Genomic DNA, 21,634 nt, shown 5'->3' with positions numbered 1-21,634 from the left:
AGAATGGGCTCCTCTGATGCCACCGTAACGATTCAAGCTCAAGTGTGGTCGGCCTGCCGGCCCGAAACTGTCGACAGGCCAGCAATGCGCTGCTAGAAGCCCGCGCCACAGACAGGATTCCAGAAATTGGCTGAAGACATCGAACAGGCGGTATCGCGCCGCCGCACTTTCGCGATCATCGCCCACCCAGACGCCGGCAAGACGACGCTCACCGAAAAGCTGCTGCTGTTCGGCGGCGCCATCCAGCTTGCGGGCGAGGTCAAGGCCAAGAAGGACCGCATCCAGACGCGGTCCGACTGGATGAAGATCGAGCGCGAGCGCGGCATTTCGGTCGTCACCTCGGTGATGACCTTCGAATACGAGGACAATGTCTTCAACCTGCTCGATACGCCCGGCCACGAGGATTTTGCCGACGACACCTACCGCACGCTGTCGGCGGTGGACTCGGCCGTCATGGTCATCGACGCCGCCAAGGGCATCGAGCCGCGCACGCTGAAGCTGTTCGAGGTCTGCCGGCTGCGCGATATCCCCATCATCACCTTCATCAACAAGATGGACCGCGAAAGCCGCGACCCCTTCGAGATTTTGGACGAGATCGAGCAGAAGCTGGCGCTGGACACTGCCCCCATCACCTGGCCGATCGGCCGCGGCAAGACTTTTGCCGGCACCTACCACCTGGCGCTCAACGCTGTGCGCAGGGGCGATGCAGAGAAAGACCGCACGCCGGTCAACGGCCCCGACTCCAACCGCGTCGCCGGCCTGCTGCCGGAAAACGAGCGCGAAGCCTTCATCGAGGAGCTGGAACTCGCGCGCGAAGCCTGCCGCCCGCTCGACATCGACGCCTTCCGCGAAGGCCATCTGACGCCGGTCTATTTCGGCTCGGCGCTGCGCAATTACGGCGTGCGCGACCTGATCGAGGCGCTCGGCGCCTTCGGCCCGCCGCCGCGCGCGCAGGAGGCAGACACCCGCAAGGTCGAGGCGACGGAGGAGAAGATGACGTCCTTCGTGTTCAAGATCCAGGCCAATATGGACCCCAACCATCGCGACCGCATCGCCTTCGTGCGCGTCTGTTCGGGCAAGCTCGAGCGCGGCATGAAGGCCAAGCTGGTGCGCACCGGCAAGCCGATGAGCCTGTCGGCACCGCAGTTCTTCTTCGCTCGCACCCGCGTCACCGCCGACGAAGCGTTTGCCGGCGATGTCGTCGGCATTCCCAACCACGGCACGCTGCGTATCGGCGATACGCTGACCGAAGGCGAGGAGATACTGTTCCGCGGCGTACCTAACTTCGCGCCGGAAATCCTGCGCCGTGTGCGCCTCGGCGACGCGATGAAGGCGAAAAAACTCAAGGAAGCGCTGCACCAGATGGCCGAGGAAGGCGTCGTGCAGCTGTTTTCGCCGGAAGACGGCTCGCCGGCCATCGTCGGCGTTGTCGGCGCGCTGCAGCTCGACGTCTTGAAGGAAAGGCTGAATTTCGAATACACGCTGCCGGTCGAATTCGAAATGTCGCGCTTCTCGGTCTGCCGCTGGATCTCTGCCGACGACAAGGCCGAAACGCTTCGCTTCATTGAGGCGCATCGCGGCGACATCGCCCGCGACCTCGACAACGACCCGGTGTTTCTGGCCCAGCACGCCTTCTCGCTGAACTACGAAGCCGAACGCTGGAAGGCGATCCGCTTCGCAACCGTCAAGGACTACCAGGTCCGCGACAAGGCGGCCTAAGGCGCCCCTTTTCCTTCTGCCCGCTTACGGGGAGAAGGTGCCCGAAGGGCGGATGAGGGGCAGCGCCGACGTTGAAGGGTCAATTGGCTCCAACGCGCGCCGGCCCTTCGCATGGCTCAGGGCGTTCGAAGCTCGAAAAGCCAAGCAATTGGCTTTTCGTCCGCTACGCGGACCCCTTCTCACCCCTCCGCAGCTTCCTCGATCTTCGCAATATCGATCTTGCTCATCTGCATCATCGCCGACATCACCCGCCCGGCCTTGGCCCGGTCCGGATCCAGAAGCAGGCGCGGCAGTTGCTCCGGCACGACTTGCCAGGAGACGCCGAACTTGTCCTTCAGCCAGCTGCATTGCGACGGTTCGCCGCCGCCTTCGATGAGCTTGTCCCAGAAATAATCGACCTCTGCCTGGGTCTTGCAGTCGATCGACTGTGACATCGCCTCGTTGAACTTGAATTGCGGTCCGCCGTTGAGTGCCTGGAACTGCACGCCGTCGAGTTCGAACGTGGTCACCAGCGCCTTGCCGGCATCGGCATGGCCTTCGGGCCAACGCAGCACGCTCAGCACCTTCGAATTCTTGAAGATGGAGACGTAGAAATTCATCGCCTCTTCGGCCTGGCCATCGAACCACAGGCAGGTGGTGATCTTTTGCATGTCATGCTCCTCGGGTGTTTGGTTGCGGTTACAGGTGAAGCGGCTGACTTATTGAAATGGTGCCATTCCCTTGCCGTCGTCCCAAGGACGGATGCCGGGCTAGCGATCCGACACTGGCCGGCAATCTTTTTCGAAACCCTGATTTCAGCGAGACTCTGGCGCATTGCAAAAATGTGGCCAGACCATACTTGCCGGTCTATAAACCCTGCGATCCAAATCCAGCGCCGCCACGCTCCGCGTTGAGCGCAGCCAGCCAGCCAAGGAAAATTCATGCCTGCCTATCGCTCCCGCACCACCACCCACGGCCGCAACATGGCCGGCGCCCGCGGCCTGTGGCGCGCCACCGGCATGAAGGATTCGGACTTCGGCAAGCCGATCATCGCGGTGGTCAATTCCTTCACCCAGTTTGTGCCGGGTCATGTCCATCTGAAAGACCTTGGCCAGCTGGTGGCGCGCGAGATCGAGAAGGCCGGCGGCGTCGCCAAGGAATTCAACACCATCGCCGTCGATGACGGCATCGCCATGGGCCATGACGGCATGCTCTATTCGCTGCCGTCGCGCGAGCTGATCGCGGACTCGGTCGAATATATGGTCAACGCGCATTGCGCCGATGCCATGGTCTGCATCTCCAATTGCGACAAGATCACGCCCGGCATGCTGATGGCCTCCTTGCGCCTCAATATCCCAAGCGTCTTCGTCTCCGGGGGGCCGATGGAAGCCGGCAAGGTGGTGCTCGCCGGCAAGACACAAGCGCTCGACCTGGTCGACGCCATGGTTGCCGCCGCCGATGACAAGATCTCCGACGAGGACGTCAAGGTCATCGAGCGCTCGGCCTGCCCGACCTGCGGCTCGTGCTCGGGCATGTTCACCGCCAATTCGATGAACTGCCTGACCGAAGCACTGGGGCTCTCGCTGCCGGGCAACGGCTCGACGCTGGCAACCCACGCCGACCGCAAGCGGCTGTTCGTCGAGGCGGGTCACCTTATCGTCGATCTCGCCCAGCGCTATTATGAGCAGAATGATGAGACGGCGCTGCCGCGCAGCATCGCGTCGAAGGGCGCCTTCGAGAACGCCATGACGCTCGACATCGCCATGGGCGGCTCGACCAACACCGTGCTGCATATCCTTGCCGCCGCGCACGAGGGAGAAGTCGACTTCACCATGGAAGACATCGACCGGCTGTCACGGCGGGTTCCGGTGCTATGCAAGGTCGCACCGGCCAAGTCCGACGTGCATATGGAAGACGTCCACCGCGCCGGCGGCATCATGGCGATCCTCGGCCAGCTCGACAATGCCGGGCTGCTCAACCGCAACCTGCCCACGGTGCATACGGCAAGCCTCGGCGAAGCGCTTGACCATTGGGACATCTCCCGCACCTCGAGCCAGAGCGTCCGCGACTTCTTTCTCGCCGCTCCGGGTGGCGTGCCGACACAGGTCGCCTTCAGCCAGGACCGCCGCTGGGACGAGCTCGACCTCGACCGCGAGAAGGGCGTCATCCGTTCGGCCGAAACGCCGTTCTCCAGAGACGGCGGGCTTGCGGTTCTGAAAGGCAATCTCGCGCTCGACGGCTGCATCGTGAAGACCGCCGGGGTCGACGAGTCGATCCTGAAGTTCACCGGCCCGGCCCGCGTGTTCGAAAGCCAGGACGCTTCCGTCAAAGCGATCCTGTCCAACGAGATCAAGGCCGGCGATGTCGTCGTCATCCGCTATGAAGGGCCGCGTGGCGGCCCCGGCATGCAGGAAATGCTCTACCCCACCAGCTATCTGAAGTCGAAAGGCCTCGGCAAAGCCTGCGCGCTGGTCACCGACGGCCGCTTCTCGGGCGGCACATCAGGCCTGTCGATCGGCCATGCCTCACCGGAGGCGGCCGAAGGCGGATTGATCGGGCTGGTGCAAGAGGGCGACACGATCGAGATCGACATCCCCAACCGCACCATACGTCTGGCGGTCAGTGACGCCGAGCTAGATGCGCGCCGCGCGGCCATGGAGGCAAAGGGCGCCATGGCCTGGAAGCCCGAGGAAAAGCGCAAGCGCAAGGTGACGACCGCGCTGCGCGCTTACGCCGCCTTCGCCACCAGCGCCGACAAGGGCGCGGTGCGGCACGTGCCGGAGTGAGGGGGTGCGGCGCCGACCCCCACCCCGCTGCTGCGCAGCGACCCTCCCCACAAGGGGGAGGGTAAAGCTCACGGCATCAGCTGATATTCATAAAGCTTCTGATACAGCCCGCCTTGGTTGAGCAGCGTGCGATGCGCGCCGCTTTCCACCACCTTGCCGGCCTCCAGCACCACGATCGTGTCGGCCTGGTGCACGGTCGACAGGCGGTGGGCAATGACGATGGTGGTTCGCCCGACCGTCAGCTGCTGCAGCGCGTCGCGGAACAGCGCCTCGGATTCGGCGTCGAGTGCGCTGGTCGCCTCGTCGAGCAGCAGGATCTCCGCATTGCGCAGCATGGCGCGCGCGATCGAGATGCGCTGGCGCTGGCCGCCTGACAGCAGCGCGCCATTCTCGCCGACATCCGTGTCGTAGCCTTTCGCCTGGGCGCTGATGAAGTCATGTGCATTGGCGGCCCTTGCGGCGGCCATTACTTCCTCGTCCGTGGCGCCCTCGCGCCCGAGCCGGATGTTGTGCATGATCGTGCCGGCAAACAGGAACGTGTCCTGGCTGACATACGCAATCTTCTCCCGAACCGAGACGAGCGTGGCATCCGAGATGGCCTGCCCGTCGAACATCACCTTGCCGACCTGCGGGTCGTACATGCGCATGATCAGGTTGAGGATGGTCGACTTGCCACTGCCCGAGGGCCCGACGAGCGCCGTCATTTTGCCGGCGGCAAGCGTCAGGTCCAGTCCCTCGAACACCGGCGAGCTTTCGGGGTAGGCGAAGCTGACATTGTCGAAATGGATTTCGCCCGGCCCGGCCCGCAGCGGCTTTGCATCCGGCTTTTCGGCCAGCGTCAGCGGCCGGTCCGCGAGCTCGAACATCATCCGTACGCCGACAATGCCGCTTTCCAGGGCGATTCGTACGCGAGCAACACGCTTTGCCGGCTCATAGGCCAAAAGGAGCGCCCCGATGAAGGCCATGATGTTTCCCGGCATCTGGCCGCCCTGCAGCACCAGGAAGCCGCTGATGAAGACGGCCCCGGCGATCGCAAGTCCGGCCAGCGTTTCCATCACCGGGCTGGTGGCGGCCTCCAGCGTGGCGATGTTGTTGGCGCGGTTCTCCACATCCGACACCGCCTTGTACATGCGCTTGCGCATCGCACCTTCGAGACCGAAGGATTTGACGACGCGCACGCCAATTGCCGTTTCCTGCATCACATGCACGATCTGACCGAGCGAGCGGAATTCCTGTTTGGAGATCTGACGCACGCGCTTCAGGATGCGGTTGACACCGTAGATCGCCACCGGCCCAATGACGAAGCAGATGACAGACAGTGCCGGCTGCTTCCAAACCATGACCGCCAACAGGGCAATCAAGGTCACCAGATCACGCACATAGGATGTGACTATCTGGTCGAGCACGTTGCGTGCCGCCTGCGCATTATTGGTCATGCGGGTGATCAGGTCGGACGACGAGGTCGCGTGGTAGAACTCGATGCCCTGCGCCAGGATGCGGTCATAAATCTTGCGCTGCCGGTCGGCGATGATGGCGTTGCCGACGCGGCTCATAAAATAGGCCTGGACGAAATTGGCGATACCCTTGGCGATGAAGATCGCGGCGACTGCCAAGGCAATCCAGTTAACGCGCTCGACTCTCTTGTAGATCACGAACTCATTGGTAATTACGCTCAGGATCCAGGCGCTGGCGCCGGTGGTGGCAGCCACCACCAACATCGACAGGATGGCGGCGCCATAGCCGAATTTGTGCTGGTGAAAGGATTCCCTGAGCAGCCTTGCGACAAGGCGCTGGTTTTCCGTCGAACGGAAGAAGCGAAACAAATGGCAGATCCCATGCCTGACTAGACGAATTTCGGATTCGCCACCGGGGCGAAAGGCGGCTTATAGAGCGAGTTGTGGCTGGATGGAACCTTTCGCTGCCGCGAGGGCAAACAGCTGCGGCAAGGCGTCTTTTGCGCCACGATTACGGCGTTCGAGCTTCAGGGAGATGACGGCAGATGGATTTCGACCTTGTTGTGCGCGGCGGAACGCTGCCCGACGGCACCGTCGCCGACCTCGGCATCATCGGCGAGACGATCGTCGCCATCGAGCCCGAACTGCATGTCAGCGCCGGCACGGCGATCGACGCCCGTGGCAATCTGATCTCGCCGCCCTTCGTCGATCCGCATTTCCATATGGATGCGACGCTGTCCTACGGCATTCCACGCATCAACGCTTCGGGTACGCTGCTGGAAGGCATTTCGCTATGGGGCGAGCTGAAGCCGCTCCTGACGCATGACGCGGTTCGCGAGCGGGCGCTCGCCTATTGCGACTGGGCGGTCTCGATGGGCCTGCTCGCCATCCGTACCCATGTCGATGTCTGCGATGACAGGTTGCTGGCGGTCGAGGCGCTGCTCGACGTCAAGAAGATTGTTGCGTCCTATATCGATCTGCAACTGGTCGCTTTCCCGCAGGATGGCTTCTACCGTTCGCCGACGGCGCGGCAGAACACGCTGCGCGCGCTCGACATGGGCGTCGACATCGTCGGCGGCATCCCGCATTTCGAACGCACCATGGCCGACGGCACGCGCTCGGTGACCGAATTGTGCGAAATCGCGGCTAAGCGCGGGCTGATGGTCGACCTGCATTGCGACGAGACCGACGATCCGCTGTCGCGCCACATCGAGCAGCTTGCCTATGAGACCCACCGCCTTGGCCTGCAGGGCAAGGTGGCCGGCTCGCACCTGACTTCCATGCACTCGATGGACAATTATTACGTCTCCAAGCTGCTGCCGCTGATTGCCGAGGCCGGTGTGTCGGCGATCCCCAATCCGTTGATCAACATCATGCTGCAGGGCCGCCATGACACGTTTCCCAAACGCCGCGGGATGACCCGGGTGAAGGAGATGCTGGCGCTCGGCATCCGCGTCGGTTGGGGCCAGGATTGCGTTCTCGACCCCTGGTATTCGCTGGGCACCGCCGACATGCTCGACGTCGCCTTCATGGGGCTTCACGTCGCTCAGATGTCGAGCCCTGCCGACATGGCGCGCTGCTTCGACATGGTCACCAACGTCAACGCCGCCATCATGGGCCTCGATCATCTCGGCCTTGCCGTGGGCAAGCGCGCCAGCTTCGTCATTCTCGATGCCGGCAACCCGATCGAGGCCTTGAGGTTACGTGCCGAACGGCTGTGCGTCGTCGCCAGGGGCAAGGTGGTGGCCGAGCGCACGAAGCAGGAGACACGGCTGTCGATCGCCGGTCGTCCCGGACAGGTGAACCGGCGGCACAAAACTGCGTAGAAACAGCCGATTTCCGCCGCTGGTCTTACCGATTTGCCTCGTCAAAGCGGCCGCTTGCAGCTAGGGAGCCGCATGGCCCAGTCGCTCGTCCGCACCTTTACCATCAGGAACGTGCTTTTGGCCGGCATCCTTTTGATGCTGGCCGGCGACTTCATGTTCGCGCTGAACGACGCGATGGGCAAATGGCTGGTCGCCAGCTTCTCGGTCGGCCAGGTGGTGCTGATCCGATCCATCGGCGCCTTCATCGTGCTCGGCCCGATGATCGCCAACCAGGGCGCCGGCAGACTGTTCCAGATGGAGCGGCCGGTCCTCCAGATTCTGCGCGTGCTGGCGACCACGGTGGACACAGCCTTGTTTTACGCGGCCGTCGTCTATCTGCCGCTGGCCGATGTGATGAGCTTCTACATGGCGGGGCCGATCTATGTGGCGGCGCTGTCGCATTTCCTGCTCGGCGAAAAGGTCGGCTGGCGCCGCTGGGCGGCCATCCTGGTCGGCTTCTGCGGCGTGCTGATCATCTTGAAGCCGTCTTCGGCGGCGTTCTCGCAGTCCTCGCTGTTCGCACTGGTCGGCAGCATTGCCTTCGCCTTCGCCATCATCCTCAGCCGCCGCCTGCGCGGCACCAGCGACACAACGCTGGTCACCTGGCAGACTATCGGCACGCTGCTGGTCGGCGGCGTGATGACCATAGGTGCCTGGCAGACGCCCTCGGCACTCGATTTCGGCGCCATGCTCCTGCTCGGCATCGTCTCCTGCAGCGCGCATCTGATGATTACCAGGGCGCTGAAACTGGCCCCTGCCTCGACGCTGGCGCCGCTGCACTACAGCCTGCTTCTATGGGCGGTGATCTTCGGCCTGGCATTCTTCGGCGACGTGCCGGGACCGCGCATCCTGATCGGCTCGGCCATCGTCGTGCTCGCCGGCCTGTTCATCTTCCACCGCCAGAAGGTGGTCGAAACAGTCGTGCCGCCGGAGAACGTGCCGAAAGGCGTGAATTGACCTAACCTTGGCGCACCGCCGCCAGATGCCGTGAAAACTCAGGCGTTTCCATCAGCGCCTTGCAACGGGCGAAGCGGCCGTCGGCATAGGCGCGGAAGTCCTCGACCGGGTTGTTGTTGGCAAGCTGGATCAGCCCCCACAACGTCCACAACAGGTCGCACATCGCCTTGTAGATAACGACGCGGCCGCGCTCGGCCGGTTTTGCCTCGCCGCCGAAATAGGCGCGCATCATCTCTTCCTCTTGCGTGGTGTCGAACCGGCCTTCGACCGAGAGGTCGCCGAGGTCCCAGAGCGGGTCATTCATCCCCGAATATTCCCAGTCGATGATCCACATCCGCTCGCCCGTATCGAGAAAATTCTCGCACAGTGGATCGCAATGGCAGGCGGCAATAGGCAGTCTATGGGCAGCAAGGGCGGCACGCACGGTGTCGGATTCGCGCACCACGTCGTGGTAGCCCGGCGGCAAGGCGACGTCCTTGGTCGACAAGACCTTGAGATAGTCGTCGATCATTGCAAACAGCTCGAAGCGGAACGGAAACACCGCACCGGACGCGTGCAGCCTGCGGAAGGCTTCGCCGGCGCGGGCCGGGCTGCCGGCGCGCAGCTTGAATTTTTCCGGCGACATCGTCACGGCGCCGGCAACGAAGCGGCTCGCCAGCACGCCTGTCGCAGGGTCGACATGCAGCACTTCGGGGCTGACGCCGGCTTTGGCCGCCTCACGCGCCGCCACCGCTTCATTGGCGCGGTTGATATATTCCTCCGTGCCTTTGCCGGGGATACGCAGGCAGATATCGCCGGCCCGAAAGACGAGATTGGTCATCCCGCCGAGCCGCTCCAGCGGTCCGTCATAGCCCGCCAATGCCGGAATCGCCGCAAGTGTTGCGCGTGCCTCGTCGGTCCCCATGCCTGTTGCCCCTGGCGTGTTATTTCTTGCGACAACGGTTCCACAGTTTTCGCCGTTTGGCTATCATCCCGATCGAGGGTGAGCAGCGAGCTGGCGGAGAAACAGCCATGGCGGGCAACAAGGATCATGGCGGGCTTGGCGCCGCCTATGCGGCGCAACGGCCCGAGGACGTCGCCGCGATCTATGACAGTTGGTCGGAAACCTACGATGCCGACATGTCGGCCGCCGGCTACCGCCATCCGACGATCTGCCTGGCCCTGCTGGCCCGCCATCTGCCGCGCGGCGCCGCACCGCTTCTCGACGCAGGCGCCGGCACCGGGCTGATCGGCGAGTGGCTGGCCATCACCGGCTATCCCCAGGTCGAAGCGCTCGATATTTCGCAAGGCATGCTGTCTAAAGCGGCGGCAAAGGGCGTCTATTCGGCGCTGCATTGCCTGGCGCTCGGCGGGCCACTGCCCTTTGCCGACAATGCCTATGCCGGCATCGTCTCGGCCGGCGTTTTCACCTCCGGCCATGTCGGCGCCGAGGGGCTGGACGAACTGATCCGCGTCTGCCGTCCCGGTGGCGTCATCGTGCTGACCATCAAGAACACGCTGTGGAACGCCGGCTTTGCCGATCGCATCGCTGCGCTCGAGGCTGAGGTCAGGGTCGTTCGTGCCGAGGAGACTGCGCCTTATGTTTCGATGCCGGGCGAGGCTGACACCGTGCCCAGCCGCGGCCTTGTACTCCGTGTGAGCTAATCCAGGTTTCGTCTACGCCTTGATCCTGCTCATCGAAGAATCGTACATCGGTTCGAGATGAATGTTGGCCGGCGTCCGTTCCATCGCGACCACCAGCTCATAGTCCCCTGAGCTGAGAAAATCGTCGCTGACGCCATCGGCGTTGCGGACATAGCCATAGCCGATGTTCTTAGCCAGCGTGTAGCCATAACCGCCGCTGGTGAGATAGCCGACCGGTTCGCCATTGCGCAAAATCGTCTCGCGCCCGACCAGCACGATATCGGAATCGTCGACCGTGAAGCCGGCAAAGCGTTTCTTCAGGTCGGCGCCGCTGATCTTTTCGAGCGCCCGCCGGCCGACGAAATCGGTGTTCTTCCTCAGCTTCACCGCCCAGCCGAGGCCGGCCTCCTGAGGCGTGTCGTTGGGGGTGATGTCGGAGCCCCAGGCGCGGTAGCCTTTCTCCAGCCGAAGTGATTCCAGCGCCCGGTAGCCGATCGGCCGGATGCCGTGCGGCTTGCCTGCCGCCATCAGCGTGTCGAAAATCTCGCCGGTGGCGGCGATCGGCACATGCAATTCCCAACCAAGCTCGCCGACATAGGTGACGCGCAGCGCCCGAACCGTATGGCCGGCAGTCGTGATCTCGCGGATATGGCCGAACGGGAAGGCGGCGTTCGAGACATCGGCATCGGTCACGGCAGCCAGAACGTCGCGGGCCCGCGGTCCCATCAGTGACAGCGTGCCGAAATCCTCAGTGACATCTTTCAGCGTCACGTCGAGACCCTTGCCGACATGGTCGCCGATCCAGGAGAGATCATGCGTGCGGAAGCCGGTGCCGGTCACGATGTAGAATTTGTCTTCGGCGAGCCTTGCCACCGTCAAATCGGCCTCTATGCCACCGCGCGTATTGAGAAGCTGCGTGTAGGTCAGCCGTCCCACTGGCTTGGCGACATCGTTGGCGCAGATCCAGTCCAGCGCCTTGGCTGCATCGACGCCTGTCATTTCGTATTTGGCGAAGGAGGACTGGTCGAAGATGCCGACCTTTTCGCGGACATGCCGGTGCTCGTCGCCGACGGCTGAGAACCAGTTCTGCCGGCCCATCGAATAGAAGTCTTCGGGCTTGGTGCCCTGCGGTGCGAACCAGTTCGGCCGTTCCCAGCCGAGCTTGGAGCCGAACACCGCGCGATGCTCTTTCAGCCGGTCATAGAGCGGCGAGACGATGCGCGGCCGGCCCGACAGATACTCCTCATGCGGAAAGCCGATCGTGTAATGCTTGCCATAGGCTTCCAGCGTGCGATCGCTGACCCATTGCCGGTCGCGGTGCAAATTGGAAAAGCGCCTGATGTCGACCACCCAAAGGTCGAGCGGCGCTTCACCATCGACAACCCATTGCGCCAGCACCCAGCCGGCGCCGCCGCCGGAAGCGATGCCGAAGGCGTTGAAGCCGGCGCCGACGAACATGTTGGCGCATTCGGGCGCGACACCGAGGATGAAATTGCCGTCCGGCGTAAAACTCTCCGGCCCGTTGATCATCTGCTTGACGCCGACCGTCTCCAGCGCCGGCACGCGCGCGATCGCCTGGCTCATATGCTGTTCGAAATGATCGTAGTCGTCGTCGAACAGGCGGAACTCCCAGTCATCGGGGACATCGCCGCCGGGCAGGCCGGTCGCCCAGGCCTGCGGGTTCGGCTCATAGCCGCCCATCACCAGCCCGCCGACCTCTTCCTTGAAATAGGTGCGGCGGTCGGGATCGCGGATTGTCGGCGCGTCGGTCGCCAGCCCGTCGATCTTCTCGGTGATGATGTACTGGTGCTTGACCGGTTGCAGCGGCACGCAAATGCCGGCCATCGCGCCGACCTGGCGTGCCCATTGCCCGGCGCAGTTCACCACCTTGTCGCAAGCAATGTCGCCCTTGTTGGTCTTCACCGCGGTGATGTGCCCGTCCGTCATGTCAAAGCCGGTAACGCGGACGTCCTCGAACAGCTTGGCGCCATGCATGCGCGCGCCCTTGGCCAGCGACTGCGTGATGTCGGAGGGGCTGGCCTGCCCATCGGTCGGCAGCCAGGAGGCGCCGACGAGGTCGCCGGTCTCCAGCAGCGGCCACATCTTTTTGACCTCCCCCGGCGACAGCAACTGCATGTCCATGCCGAAGCTCCTGGCCGTCGTCGCCAGCCGTTTATATTCGGTCCAGCGGTCGGCATTGGTCGCAAGCCTGAGGCACCCGGTCATCTTCCAGCCGGTAGCGAGCCCGGTCTCAGTCTCCAGTCCCTTGTAGAGCTCGACCGAATATTTGAGCACGCGGGTGATCGAGGCCGACGAGCGCAACTGGCCGACCAGCCCGGCCGCATGCCAGGTCGAACCCGAGGTCAGCTTGCCCTGTTCCAGCAGCACGACATCGGCCTTGTGGTCGCGCGCCAGGTGATAGGCCGTCGAACAGCCGATAATGCCGCCGCCGATGACGACGATGCCGGCATGTGTAGGCAATGTCATGACTGTGTCCCGTACTTCGTGCGGTAATTGTCCAGCGCCGCGTCGAGCCGCGTCAGGTTCTCCGCGGTGTAGGCGACGTAGTCGATGCCGGGCGCGTCGAGGTAAAGTTCGGAAACCATGCTCCACATCGCCTCGCGCAGCAGCGAGGCGCATTGCATGGCGGCGTGCGAGCGGCGGATCGCCTCATCCGGCTCGCGCATGAAATACGCCGTGAGGAAAGTGAAGGACTCCGCGTCGCTCATCTCGGCGTTGGAGGCAACGCCGGCAAGATCGAACATCGCGGTGTTGAAACCGGCATATTCGAAATCGATGAGCCACAACCTGTCGCCATCGTCGAGAATATTTGCCGGCAAAAGATCATTGTGGCCGAACACGATCGGCAGCAGCTTCTGCGCCCGCTCCAACTCGTCGGCCAGAGCCAGCAGCCTGGGCAGCTCGTCGCGCTTGCGGCTGCCGCCTTCGCTCAGCGTTCGCGCATAGTCGCGGATGACATGGAAGACCCAGAACATGAAGCCGGCGCCGGAGATGTGATTGGGCATCTCGCGATGGAACCCGCGCATAAGGGCTGCGACGCGGCCGATATTGGCGCGCACGTCCTCGGCAACATAGGTTTTCGCGCCGAGAAATTCCGTGACCATGATGCCGGGTTCGGAATGGCGGACCGCCGGCGCGAAGCCTGCGGCGTGCGCCGCGCGGGCCGTCATCACCTCGCGGTCGCGAAAGACGTGGTGAAATGGATAGTCCTGGCCGAAGCGCACGACATGCCGCCCGGCCGCGTCCTTGACCAGATAATTGGCGTTGCTGAGGCCGCCCGGCAGCGGCGCAATGTCGATGCTGCCATTCCAGCAAGGCAAGGCCCGGATGCGGTCTTCAGCAGTCACGGGGCCATCCCTGACTTTTGCGGAGCTTTCCTGGGCGCCATGCGCCGCGCAACGAGCGTTGGGAAACGCAAAAAATCTCGTCGGTGCGGGACGCAGGAACTCCTATCCCGCGCCGCACCGACGAGCCCCTCTGGCCAGGTTTTGATACCCGGTCTCCGCCCCCGCGGATTTGAGAAACTTTTGTGCCAGTTCAAACCCAGACGGTCTGGCCAGACGGTCCGGTCCGTGAATTGCGGCTCTGCCATCACCCTCCCGTGGCAGTTCCGAAGCTGTCACGCCGTCAATGTCACGCCAGTGCTACCTAACTGTCAATGAAATGTTGTGACTTTTTTTGGGTGTTTTGCCCGAAACCACGAGCAATTCCTTTAAAAACGGCGGCATTGCCCTAAAACCGGGCAGGCCGCAAATTGAGGAAGCCAGATGATCCATTCGAAACGGCATGGCGAAATCCTCCGCCTCCTCAAGGAAGAGGGCACCGTCACCATTGCCAGCCTCGCCGACCGGCTGGGGGTTTCGCTTGAAACGGTGCGCCGGGATGTCAAGCCACTGACCGGCAATGGCTCGGTGCTCAAGATGCATGGCGCCATCGGCCTGCCGTCGATGGCCGGCGAAGCGCCGTTCGAGCGGCGCATGCGCGACAATGCGGAGGCCAAGCGGCTGATCGCCCGCATGGTCGCTGCCACCATTCGCGACGGTGAATCGGTCATGCTGGACACCGGCACCACGACGTCGTTCCTGGCCCGCGAACTGCTCGGCCACCGGCGGCTGACCGTGGTCACCAATTCATCCGACATCGCCCGCACGCTGGCCACCGTCAACGGCAACAAGGTCTATATGGCCGGCGGCGAATTGCGCAGCGATTCCGGAGCCGCCTTCGGCGCCTCGGCGATCGATTTCGTCAGCCGCTTCTCGGTCAGCCATGCGGTGATTTCGATCGGCGCCGTCGATGCCGCCGCAGGCCTTGCCGACTACGATCTGGAAGAGGCGGAGTTCGCCCGCATGGTGCTGTCGCGCGGCCAGCGCTCGCTGGTCATCACCGACCACACCAAGTTCGGTCGCCAGGGTCTGGTCCAGGTCTGCGGCTTCGACGGTTTTTCCGAACTCGCCACCGACCAGCCGCCGCCGCGCGACATTGCCTCGGCACTTGCCGAGGCTGGAGCGCGCCTTAGCATTGCTGCGGCCTAGCCAAACACCAGCGACTGGCGCGCCGCGATCCCGGCCATGCCGCCACCCGATACCACGAAGGCGATGTTGTGCATCATGCGCGCCGCGTCGCCGGCCGCATAAGATGTCGTTCTGGTGAAAAATTGTTTTTCAATTGTAACGCGCAAGATCGGATGGCATCTGCCGGCTAATGCTGGGAAAAGGTGATAATCGGCGGGAAGAGCCGCGAGAAGGCCGGAAAACAAGGCTTTCAACGGCTATTGAAGGGACCGGAGCGGCGCCGGCCCAAAAACCGGCCGCGCAACTTCATTTGGCACCAAACCGGGGCAGCGGCGGCGACCGCGCAAGATCGTTTGGCACCTCCGAACACATCGTTTGATGTGGCCCGCTTCCCTCAGATGGCGCCGCCAGCCCAGCGGACGCGGCCCCCGATGATCAGCTCAGGCTGTTCGGCCAACGGCACTTCCTCGGTCTGGTAGAGCGGGTTGTCGCTCTTTAGCAGCAAAAGGCCGGAACGCAGCATCTGCAACCGTTTAAGCCTGACCAGGCCGCCGTAAACCAGCACATAGATCGCTTCGTCGATGAACTCGCGGATCGAGACGTCAACGATCATCAAATCGCCGTCGTTGATCGTCTCGCGCATAGAATCGCCCTTCGCGACCATCAGCCGAGCAGACTTTGGAGTAACCCCTATCCGCCGCAGCCATTCCTCACGAAAGGCGAAGATATCTGGCTCGCTTTCCTCATAGAGATCAAGGCTGCCCGCGCCCGCGCTTGGCCGTATGTCGATCTTTGGCACAGAAACGAAGCCTTCAGGCGTGCCGCCGGACACCATGAAGCTGAGGGTCGCGCCTGGGCGCATCGGCCCCTTGCCGGCCGCCAGCCAATCGAGCGTGACGTTCGCGGCCTCCGCAATGATCAGCAAATTGTCTAGGCCAGGCATCGATCCCAGCAGATACTTCCGCATCGTCGAGTCACCGATCCCGGAGCGTTTTGAGAAGGCATGAGGTGATTCGCCGGATAGTGCGACCCTCAGCCTCTCAGCGAAGGACGTATCCGCCTCCTCCGAACTCTGACCACGCGTCAGAGTTCCAGTTTCCATTCCCTCAGCCAAGAAAGCCTCGCAACATCAGCGACTTAGCGTCAATTTGCCCAATCAGGCGAATAGTCGAACTCTGACGCGCAGTTATTTGCGCCGTAGGGTTGATGCATTCACCCAATCGTGCGACATTAGTCGCGACTAGTGTTGTTTAAACCTTTAACCATCCGGACCTCTGCAAAGGGCCGGACGATCGGTGGAGCCGCCATGAACACGCCTCAGGTGTGGGATCGTCACGCCATCAACGCCGAGCTTCGGCGCCGTGGCATGAACCTGACCGGGATCGCCCAAGATGCTGGCCTTTATTCCAGCGCCTGCAGGCAAGGCATCATCGGATTGAGCCGCCCAGGCGCCGAGGCCATCGCCGCCGCCCTGGATATCCCGTTCCGAACCCTGTTCCCGACTCTCTACACAAGAGGCCGTCATGACGAGGTGGAGACTACCAGCACCGCCATCAACAGCGGAAGTGCAAAAGTTGCACTCATTTTAGACAACGCATCCGGGGCGCCCTGACCCCGGTGTCTAGCGCGAGAGCATGCGCAGACGGCGGATTTCAATCAGGGGGCCTGCGGACGTGACGACTTCTACCAAAATCAAGATTGCCGAAATCCGGGTACCCGCGAACCGGCGCCGGCTCGACCCGGCCTGGGTGGCGACCATCATGGCCGACATTCAGGGCGGCAACGGTCACATGGTGCCGATCGAAGTCGTGCCCGAGAAGACCGGGGGCTATGAATACCGGTTGATCTTCGGCGGGCACCGTCTCGCCGCCGTTGCGGGCGTTGGCCTGGATGAGATCGACGCCTTCGTCAAAGATCCCAAGGACGTCGCCACCGAAACGCAAATCCGCAAGCGCGAGATCGCCGAGAACCTGATCCGGCGCCAGCTGTCGGTTCTCGACCGAGCCAAGGACATAGCCGACTGGCGCGACATCTACGACGCCGAGCACGGCACCGGCAAAACCGGGCGCAAGAAATCCCGCGAGGTCGTCGAAGATGACGAATTGAGTGCAAAGTTTGCACTCAATTTCTCCGAGGCCGCGCAGGCGGTGCTCGGCATATCCCGCCGCAGCGTGTTCCACGCGTTGAAGATCGCCACCATCCCGGAGCCGATCCGCCAGGACATCTCGCTCCACGCGGTCGCCAACAGCCAGACCGACCTGCTGCAGCTGGCGGCCGAACCGCCGGAGCGACAGGCCGCCATCGCGCGCCTCCTGACCATGGCAGCGGCCAACGCGCCGCAGACGGTCAGCGACGCCATCGCCGTCATCGACCGGACATCCAAACCGGCGACAGCGCCAAAGTGGGAGAAGGTCGCCAGCGAGTTCTCCAAGCTGAAGGAGAGCGAACAGGATCGCTTCTTCACCCTGCACGAAGCCGCCATCCAGCGGTGGCTGAAAGAGCGGAAATGATGGTCCGCTCCCGCCGCGATCAACTAACGGCCGACCTGTTCGAATGGGAACCGCCGAAGGTCGCCGTCGGCTATGCCGCCGATGTCGCCGGCCGTGGCGATCTCGACAACCAGATTTCCCGTCTGGTGAGCCGTGCGCTCCGCGATTGCCGGGACGAGGGCAAGGGTTCGCGCGCCGATATCGCCCGGAGCATGACGGTCTACCTCGGCCGCCAGGTGTCGGAGGGCATGCTCAACAAGTGGTCGTCGGAAAGCAGCGACGAGCACCGCATCCCGCTCGACGCCTTCATCGCCCTGATCGACGCCAGCCAGGCTGACGGCCTGCTCGGCTTCGTCCCGGAAAAGTTCGGCTACGCGGTGGTGCCCGAGAAGTACGCCGACATCATCGAAATCAGCCTGATCGAAGAACACGAACGCGACATCGCCGCCCGCAAGACGGCGCTGATCGCGCGCTCAAAAAGCAAACGCTGAAAGGGCCTGCACATGAATGCTCTCTGGCTTCTCGGCTTCGCGGTCGGATCGGGCTTCTACGGCCTGCTCCTGATCGGTCTGCACCTGTTCTTCACCCGCCAGCAAGGCCCGCGCCTCGCGGCCGGCGCCGTGTTCCGCCGCCGCGTGCGCAAGCATGTTCTGAAGGGGTGGATCTGGTCATGACGAAATGCGCTGCACCCGCATGCCGGAACGATGCGCCAGGCCGCCACGGGATCTTCTGCGTCGACCACTATTTCCAGCTGCCGAAGGTCTACACGGGCCTGCTCACGCGGATGAAGATCGAGTGCAGTCGCTGCGCAGATGCCGACGCAAAGAAGCATCTGGACGAGCAGCTGGCCGCCTACATCAACGTCGTAATCAGCAAGCTTCCCCATCCCCCCGAGGCGCGCAGCTCCCAAGCCGCCCTCGACAGCGCCCGCCGCTCCCCCACTGAGCCGGCGGCGGGCGCCAGCCAATCTCAAGGACGGCTCCTATGACGAATGCTCTAGCTCGGCGCGATTTCGGCCGGCCGCTTGTAGCCAGGCAGAGCCGACAGTTTGTTGTAGGTGTGCCCGTTGAAGGCGAAAATCCCGCCCAGCAGCCAGTGGAAGAACGGCACTTTCAGGCGTTCGCCTCTGTCAAATTCGAGAGCGTCCAGCGCGTCGTTGTACGCCTTGGCATCCAGGGCTCGCAGAGTTGGAGGTTCATCCCCTGCAATTCGTGTCATTCGGCTATTCCAAGTTGCTATCTGTTCGTCATTCGGGATGACCACTGCCTCCACATCAGCCAGCAGGTTATAATACTCCTTCTGCAGGGATTGGTGGTCTCTGGCCGACCTTCCGAAGTCGAACACCAACTGGGCAGCACCTACCACGGCTACTGCGGCCGCTGGCCAAATGGGATTGAAACCCACATAGGTGATAATCCCGCCGCTCGCCGCTGTGCCAAGTACGACGACTGCGAAATTGAAAATCCGGTTCCATCGCTCGTACGTCATGCGACGGCCGGTGTGGTACAGCGCGTTTCGCAAAGCATTAAATCGAACCAGTTCAACAGTCATCATGTCGATCAGATCCCTTATTTAGGGGGCTTTGGCTTGGGCGGCGGCGGCGGCGGTGGAGGCTTAGGCTTCGCCTCTGCCTTCGTGGGAAGGTCTGGGTTCCGGACGCCTTTGTGTGCAATTTCTCTGCTCATCTCCCAAAATCCCGATCACTTCTTTGAGGGCGGCGGCGGAGGTGGTGGTGGTGGCGAGGGCTGCCTCGGCCCACTCGATCCCCCTACGCCTCCGGGCGTAGCAGGCTGTCTGGGGCCTTGTCCCTTTTTGACGTCTGAATTCATAGCAATCGTCCTCCTGTCTTTGTTGCACCTAGAGATGCCAGCTTCAGATTTGCGGTCTACCGCAGATCGGATCCGCTCTTCTACCACGCCTCTGACATCGCCGAACATAGCCACACGCACGGTGTCACCATGAAATACTGGTTGACCGCCCGCGAGATCGCCGCCGAGGCCTTGCCGGACATGCCGCGCACTGAAAGCGCTGTCATTCGCATGGCCGACCGTGAGGGCTGGGCCGATCGTCTCACCCAGGCACGCCCGCGAGCCGGCCGAGGCGGCGCCACCGAATATCACGTCTCGCTGTTTCCGACGCTCGCCCAGGTCGCCTACCAGCAGCGCCACATCATCATCGAATTGCCGGTCAAGCCGGCCAAGGCCTCGCCCGATGCCAGCCTGTCGGCGCGCGCGCTAGAAGAGCGCGACGCACGACTGGCGATCGTCGCCGCCTTCGAGAAATTCTCGCGCGGCATGCAGCTTGGCTACGCCACCCGCGTCCAGGTCTTCACCGACAAGTACAATGCCGGGTCGCTCAACATCGAGCCGTGGGCGCGGGACATTATCCCGAGCCTCTCCAAGCGCTCGCTCGCCCGCTGGCAAAGCCAAAAGCGCGACGGCAGGGTCAATGCGCTGGCGCACGATCCCGCCCAGGCGCGCAAGGGAACAGGCGTGCTCGAAACCGCCAATGGAGGCGCTGTCCGCGCCTTCATGCTGGCGCTGATCGCGCAGCAACCGCATCTGTCGGGGCACCACGTCAGGACGATCTGCCGTTCCGAGTTCGGCGACACGTTGAAGGCGCTTTCAAAGGGCGTTGAAACGGCCATTCCAATGCCGCCGGTCCGCACCTTCCAGCATGCGCTGAAGGGATTGAAGGAGAGCCACAAGGTCGAGCTGCTCAAGCTCACCAATCCCGACCGATATCGGTCGCACATGGCGCCGGCCGGCGTCGGCATGCTGCGCCATGTCACAGAGCCGAACCAGCTCTGGCAGATCGACGCCTCGCCGGTCGACGCGCTCTGCACCGATGGTCGCCATTCGGTCTATGCCTGCATCGACATCGCCACCCGCCGCAGCATCTGGCTGCTGTCGCGGACGCCGCGTGCATCGGCGGTGGCCCTGCTCATCCGCAAGGCCATCCTGGAATGGGGTGTCCCGGAGGTCGTCAAGACCGACAACGGCTCCGACTTCGTCGCCAAGGACACCAGCCGCCTGTTCGTCTCGCTCGGCATCGAGGCCGAAACGTCTGACGCCTATTCGCCCGAGCAAAAGGGCCACGTCGAGCGCGTCATCAAGACCTTCCAGCACGACATGGCGACCCTGCTGCCGGGTTTTGTTGGCCACAACGTTTCGGATCGGAAAGCGATCGAGAGCCGCAAGTCGTTTTCGCAGCGGCTCGGCGAAACCGACGCCGAGGTTTTCGGCGTCACGCTGACCGGCCCGCAGCTGCAGAAGCATGTCGACGACTGGGCAAGCACGATCTATCAGCACCGCCCGCATGCCGGCCTGAAAGGCGCAACGCCCTTCGCCACTGCGCTCGCCTCGTCGAAGCCGGCGCGAAAGGTCGACCAGCGCGCCCTCGACCTGTTGCTGATGCCGGTGGCCGGTGACAGCGGCCAGCGCATCGTCACCAAGCGTGGCGTCCGCATCGCCGACAACTACTATCAAACGCCGTCCATCATGCCCGGCATCGCTGTTTTCGTACGCATGGACCCGAACGATGCCGGCCGGGCCTACGCCTTCGCCCAGGACGGCGCCGAGTTCCTCGGCGACGCCACTTGCCCGGATCTCGCCGGCATCCATCCCGAGACCTTCCACCGCGCCGCCAAGGAAATCCGGGCCGACCTGGTCAACGCACAGGCGCGCGACCTCAAGTCAGACATGAAGCGCCTGGCAAAGGGCAAGCCGCTGATCGAGCGTGCCCTGGAAGTCGCCCGCCGCGACGCGCCGAACGTCATCCCGCTGCCACGCCGCGAGGAAGCGCACTCGACTGCACAGATTGACGCCGCGATCGCGGCGATGTCGGAACAACTCAATCCAGTCGCACCGCTAGACCAGGCTGCCGCAGCTGCGCATCGCCGGCTGATCGACGACATGCGCGCCGAGGACGAAGCCGAACTGGTGGCGAGCACAGACGCGATCCTGAAGGCTCGCCAGGCCGAAATCGAGGCCGAGCGCACTGCGAATTTTCGGGACAACGTCGTAGCCCTACCGGAAACGCCCATGGAGCGCTATCGCCGCGCGCTGCTGTTCCGCGATCGCATGCAGGCCGGCGAGTTGTCCGCAGCCGACGCCATGTGGCTCGGCGGCTACGTCAAGTCGCCCGAGTTCAAAACCCAGTCGATGATCCATGAGGATTTTGGGGACGCGTACCTGTCCTGAGTAACGGAAAAGCCCGGTCTGCAAACCG

General features: G+C 63.2%; 20 protein-coding genes. 12 read left to right on the top strand and 8 right to left on the bottom strand.

Annotated features, from left to right (window positions below; all coding sequences use genetic code 11):
* Positions 1-126 precede the first annotated feature (126 nt).
* On the top strand, positions 127-1,719 hold the full coding sequence (locus tag NLY42_RS04175; protein ID WP_023755673.1) for a peptide chain release factor 3: 1,593 nt from the start codon (positions 127-129) through the stop codon (positions 1,717-1,719).
* 179 nt (positions 1,720-1,898) lie between these two features.
* Here NLY42_RS04175 and NLY42_RS04170 read toward each other — a convergent pair whose 3' ends face one another.
* Positions 1,899-2,369 (bottom strand): VOC family protein, encoded by a 471-nt coding sequence (locus NLY42_RS04170; protein WP_023755674.1) that lies wholly within the window; start codon positions 2,367-2,369, stop codon positions 1,899-1,901.
* 270 nt (positions 2,370-2,639) lie between these two features.
* On the opposite strand from NLY42_RS04170, the gene ilvD reads away from it, so the two are divergent.
* Positions 2,640-4,484 (top strand): dihydroxy-acid dehydratase, encoded by a 1,845-nt coding sequence (ilvD, locus tag NLY42_RS04165; protein ID WP_023755675.1) that lies wholly within the window; start codon positions 2,640-2,642, stop codon positions 4,482-4,484.
* Between the two features lie 68 nt (positions 4,485-4,552).
* Here the strand turns inward: ilvD and NLY42_RS04160 are convergent, their stop codons facing one another.
* Entirely contained in the window at positions 4,553-6,307 is a 1,755-nt protein-coding gene (locus NLY42_RS04160; RefSeq protein WP_023755676.1) for an ABC transporter ATP-binding protein, read from the bottom strand.
* A 176-nt stretch (positions 6,308-6,483) separates the two neighbouring features.
* Between NLY42_RS04160 and NLY42_RS04155 the strand changes: the two genes are divergently transcribed.
* Positions 6,484-7,764: an amidohydrolase family protein gene (locus NLY42_RS04155; RefSeq protein WP_023755677.1), complete on the top strand. Its 1,281-nt coding sequence runs from the start codon at positions 6,484-6,486 to the stop codon at positions 7,762-7,764.
* Positions 7,765-7,836: 72 nt separating this feature from the next.
* Positions 7,837-8,760 (top strand): DMT family transporter, encoded by a 924-nt coding sequence (locus NLY42_RS04150; RefSeq protein WP_023755678.1) that lies wholly within the window; start codon positions 7,837-7,839, stop codon positions 8,758-8,760.
* Between the two features lies 1 nt (position 8,761).
* On the opposite strand, the gene NLY42_RS04145 is transcribed toward NLY42_RS04150, so the two are convergent.
* Positions 8,762-9,664 (bottom strand): phosphotransferase family protein, encoded by a 903-nt coding sequence (locus NLY42_RS04145; protein WP_023755679.1) that lies wholly within the window; start codon positions 9,662-9,664, stop codon positions 8,762-8,764.
* 107 nt (positions 9,665-9,771) lie between these two features.
* Between NLY42_RS04145 and NLY42_RS04140 the strand changes: the two genes are divergently transcribed.
* The gene (locus NLY42_RS04140) at positions 9,772-10,404 is read left to right on the top strand and encodes a class I SAM-dependent DNA methyltransferase (protein WP_023692639.1); all 633 of its coding nucleotides are present in this window, start codon (positions 9,772-9,774) and stop codon (positions 10,402-10,404) included.
* 12 nt (positions 10,405-10,416) lie between these two features.
* On the opposite strand, the gene NLY42_RS04135 is transcribed toward NLY42_RS04140, so the two are convergent.
* Both NLY42_RS04135 and NLY42_RS04130 read right to left on the bottom strand, forming a co-directional pair.
* Positions 10,417-12,870 (bottom strand): GcvT family protein, encoded by a 2,454-nt coding sequence (locus tag NLY42_RS04135; protein WP_023755680.1) that lies wholly within the window; start codon positions 12,868-12,870, stop codon positions 10,417-10,419.
* The gene (locus NLY42_RS04130; RefSeq protein ID WP_023703531.1) at positions 12,867-13,751 is read right to left on the bottom strand and encodes a phosphotransferase family protein; all 885 of its coding nucleotides are present in this window, start codon (positions 13,749-13,751) and stop codon (positions 12,867-12,869) included. Before NLY42_RS04130 ends, NLY42_RS04135 begins: the two co-directional genes overlap by 4 nt.
* A gap of 420 nt (positions 13,752-14,171) precedes the next feature.
* Between NLY42_RS04130 and NLY42_RS04125 the strand changes: the two genes are divergently transcribed.
* Complete coding sequence (locus NLY42_RS04125; protein ID WP_023685103.1) at positions 14,172-14,936, top strand: DeoR/GlpR family DNA-binding transcription regulator; 765 nt, start codon at positions 14,172-14,174, stop codon at positions 14,934-14,936.
* Here NLY42_RS04125 and NLY42_RS04120 read toward each other — a convergent pair.
* Together NLY42_RS04120 and NLY42_RS04115 are read right to left on the bottom strand one after the other, a co-directional pair.
* Positions 14,933-15,169, bottom strand: a complete 237-nt coding sequence (locus NLY42_RS04120) for a hypothetical protein (protein ID WP_023756530.1) — start codon at positions 15,167-15,169, stop codon at positions 14,933-14,935. The genes NLY42_RS04125 and NLY42_RS04120 overlap by 4 nt on opposite strands.
* 140 nt (positions 15,170-15,309) lie before the next feature.
* A complete protein-coding gene (locus NLY42_RS04115) occupies positions 15,310-16,029 on the bottom strand; it encodes a LexA family transcriptional regulator (RefSeq protein WP_156933839.1) in 720 nt (239 codons plus the stop codon).
* Between the two features lie 192 nt (positions 16,030-16,221).
* On the opposite strand from NLY42_RS04115, the gene NLY42_RS04110 reads away from it, so the two are divergent.
* The 5 genes from NLY42_RS04110 (at position 16,222) to NLY42_RS04090 (ending at position 18,392) form a co-directional block, all read left to right on the top strand.
* Complete coding sequence (locus tag NLY42_RS04110) at positions 16,222-16,527, top strand: helix-turn-helix domain-containing protein (protein ID WP_023756529.1); 306 nt, start codon at positions 16,222-16,224, stop codon at positions 16,525-16,527.
* Positions 16,528-16,588: 61 nt separating this feature from the next.
* Positions 16,589-17,425, top strand: a complete 837-nt coding sequence (locus tag NLY42_RS04105; protein WP_023755684.1) for a ParB/RepB/Spo0J family partition protein — start codon at positions 16,589-16,591, stop codon at positions 17,423-17,425.
* Positions 17,422-17,895 carry a hypothetical protein gene (locus NLY42_RS04100; protein WP_023755685.1) on the top strand — a complete coding sequence of 158 codons (474 nt, stop codon included), beginning with the start codon at positions 17,422-17,424 and terminating at the stop codon, positions 17,893-17,895. Before NLY42_RS04105 ends, NLY42_RS04100 begins: the two co-directional genes overlap by 4 nt.
* A 12-nt stretch (positions 17,896-17,907) precedes the next feature.
* Positions 17,908-18,078 carry a hypothetical protein gene (locus NLY42_RS04095; protein WP_023755686.1) on the top strand — a complete coding sequence of 57 codons (171 nt, stop codon included), beginning with the start codon at positions 17,908-17,910 and terminating at the stop codon, positions 18,076-18,078.
* Positions 18,075-18,392, top strand: a complete 318-nt coding sequence (locus NLY42_RS04090; RefSeq protein WP_023755687.1) for a hypothetical protein — start codon at positions 18,075-18,077, stop codon at positions 18,390-18,392. Before NLY42_RS04095 ends, NLY42_RS04090 begins: the two co-directional genes overlap by 4 nt.
* Before the next feature lie 8 nt (positions 18,393-18,400).
* Here NLY42_RS04090 and NLY42_RS04085 read toward each other — a convergent pair whose 3' ends face one another.
* Complete coding sequence (locus NLY42_RS04085) at positions 18,401-18,958, bottom strand: hypothetical protein (protein ID WP_023756528.1); 558 nt, start codon at positions 18,956-18,958, stop codon at positions 18,401-18,403.
* 404 nt (positions 18,959-19,362) lie between these two features.
* Between NLY42_RS04085 and NLY42_RS04080 the strand changes: the two genes are divergently transcribed.
* Complete coding sequence (locus NLY42_RS04080; RefSeq protein ID WP_023755689.1) at positions 19,363-21,606, top strand: TnsB C-terminal domain-containing protein; 2,244 nt, start codon at positions 19,363-19,365, stop codon at positions 21,604-21,606.
* Positions 21,607-21,634 lie beyond the last annotated feature (28 nt).

Origin of the sequence: Mesorhizobium sp. C372A, assembly GCF_030323245.1 — a bacterium.
In the GTDB taxonomy this organism is placed as follows: Bacteria; Pseudomonadota; Alphaproteobacteria; order Rhizobiales; family Rhizobiaceae; genus Mesorhizobium.
This window is presented reverse-complemented; position numbering and strand designations above follow the sequence as displayed.

What these genes read in the sequence shown, in the direction of transcription:
- NLY42_RS04150 (WP_023755678.1), top strand. Translation starts at nt 7,837, where the DNA reads ATGGCCCAGTCGCTCGTCCGCACCTTTACCATCAGGAACGTGCTTTTG.
- NLY42_RS04155 (WP_023755677.1), top strand. Translation starts at nt 6,484, where the DNA reads ATGGATTTCGACCTTGTTGTGCGCGGCGGAACGCTGCCCGACGGCACC.
- NLY42_RS04140 (WP_023692639.1), top strand. Translation starts at nt 9,772, where the DNA reads ATGGCGGGCAACAAGGATCATGGCGGGCTTGGCGCCGCCTATGCGGCG.
- ilvD (WP_023755675.1), top strand. Translation starts at nt 2,640, where the DNA reads ATGCCTGCCTATCGCTCCCGCACCACCACCCACGGCCGCAACATGGCC.
- NLY42_RS04080 (WP_023755689.1), top strand. Translation starts at nt 19,363, where the DNA reads ATGAAATACTGGTTGACCGCCCGCGAGATCGCCGCCGAGGCCTTGCCG.
- NLY42_RS04135 (WP_023755680.1), bottom strand. Translation starts at nt 12,870, where the DNA reads ATGACATTGCCTACACATGCCGGCATCGTCGTCATCGGCGGCGGCATT.
- NLY42_RS04145 (WP_023755679.1), bottom strand. Translation starts at nt 9,664, where the DNA reads ATGGGGACCGACGAGGCACGCGCAACACTTGCGGCGATTCCGGCATTG.
- NLY42_RS04125 (WP_023685103.1), top strand. Translation starts at nt 14,172, where the DNA reads ATGATCCATTCGAAACGGCATGGCGAAATCCTCCGCCTCCTCAAGGAA.
- NLY42_RS04100 (WP_023755685.1), top strand. Translation starts at nt 17,422, where the DNA reads ATGATGGTCCGCTCCCGCCGCGATCAACTAACGGCCGACCTGTTCGAA.
- NLY42_RS04085 (WP_023756528.1), bottom strand. Translation starts at nt 18,958, where the DNA reads ATGATGACTGTTGAACTGGTTCGATTTAATGCTTTGCGAAACGCGCTG.
- NLY42_RS04095 (WP_023755686.1), top strand. Translation starts at nt 17,908, where the DNA reads ATGAATGCTCTCTGGCTTCTCGGCTTCGCGGTCGGATCGGGCTTCTAC.
- NLY42_RS04170 (WP_023755674.1), bottom strand. Translation starts at nt 2,369, where the DNA reads ATGCAAAAGATCACCACCTGCCTGTGGTTCGATGGCCAGGCCGAAGAG.
- NLY42_RS04110 (WP_023756529.1), top strand. Translation starts at nt 16,222, where the DNA reads ATGAACACGCCTCAGGTGTGGGATCGTCACGCCATCAACGCCGAGCTT.
- NLY42_RS04090 (WP_023755687.1), top strand. Translation starts at nt 18,075, where the DNA reads ATGACGAAATGCGCTGCACCCGCATGCCGGAACGATGCGCCAGGCCGC.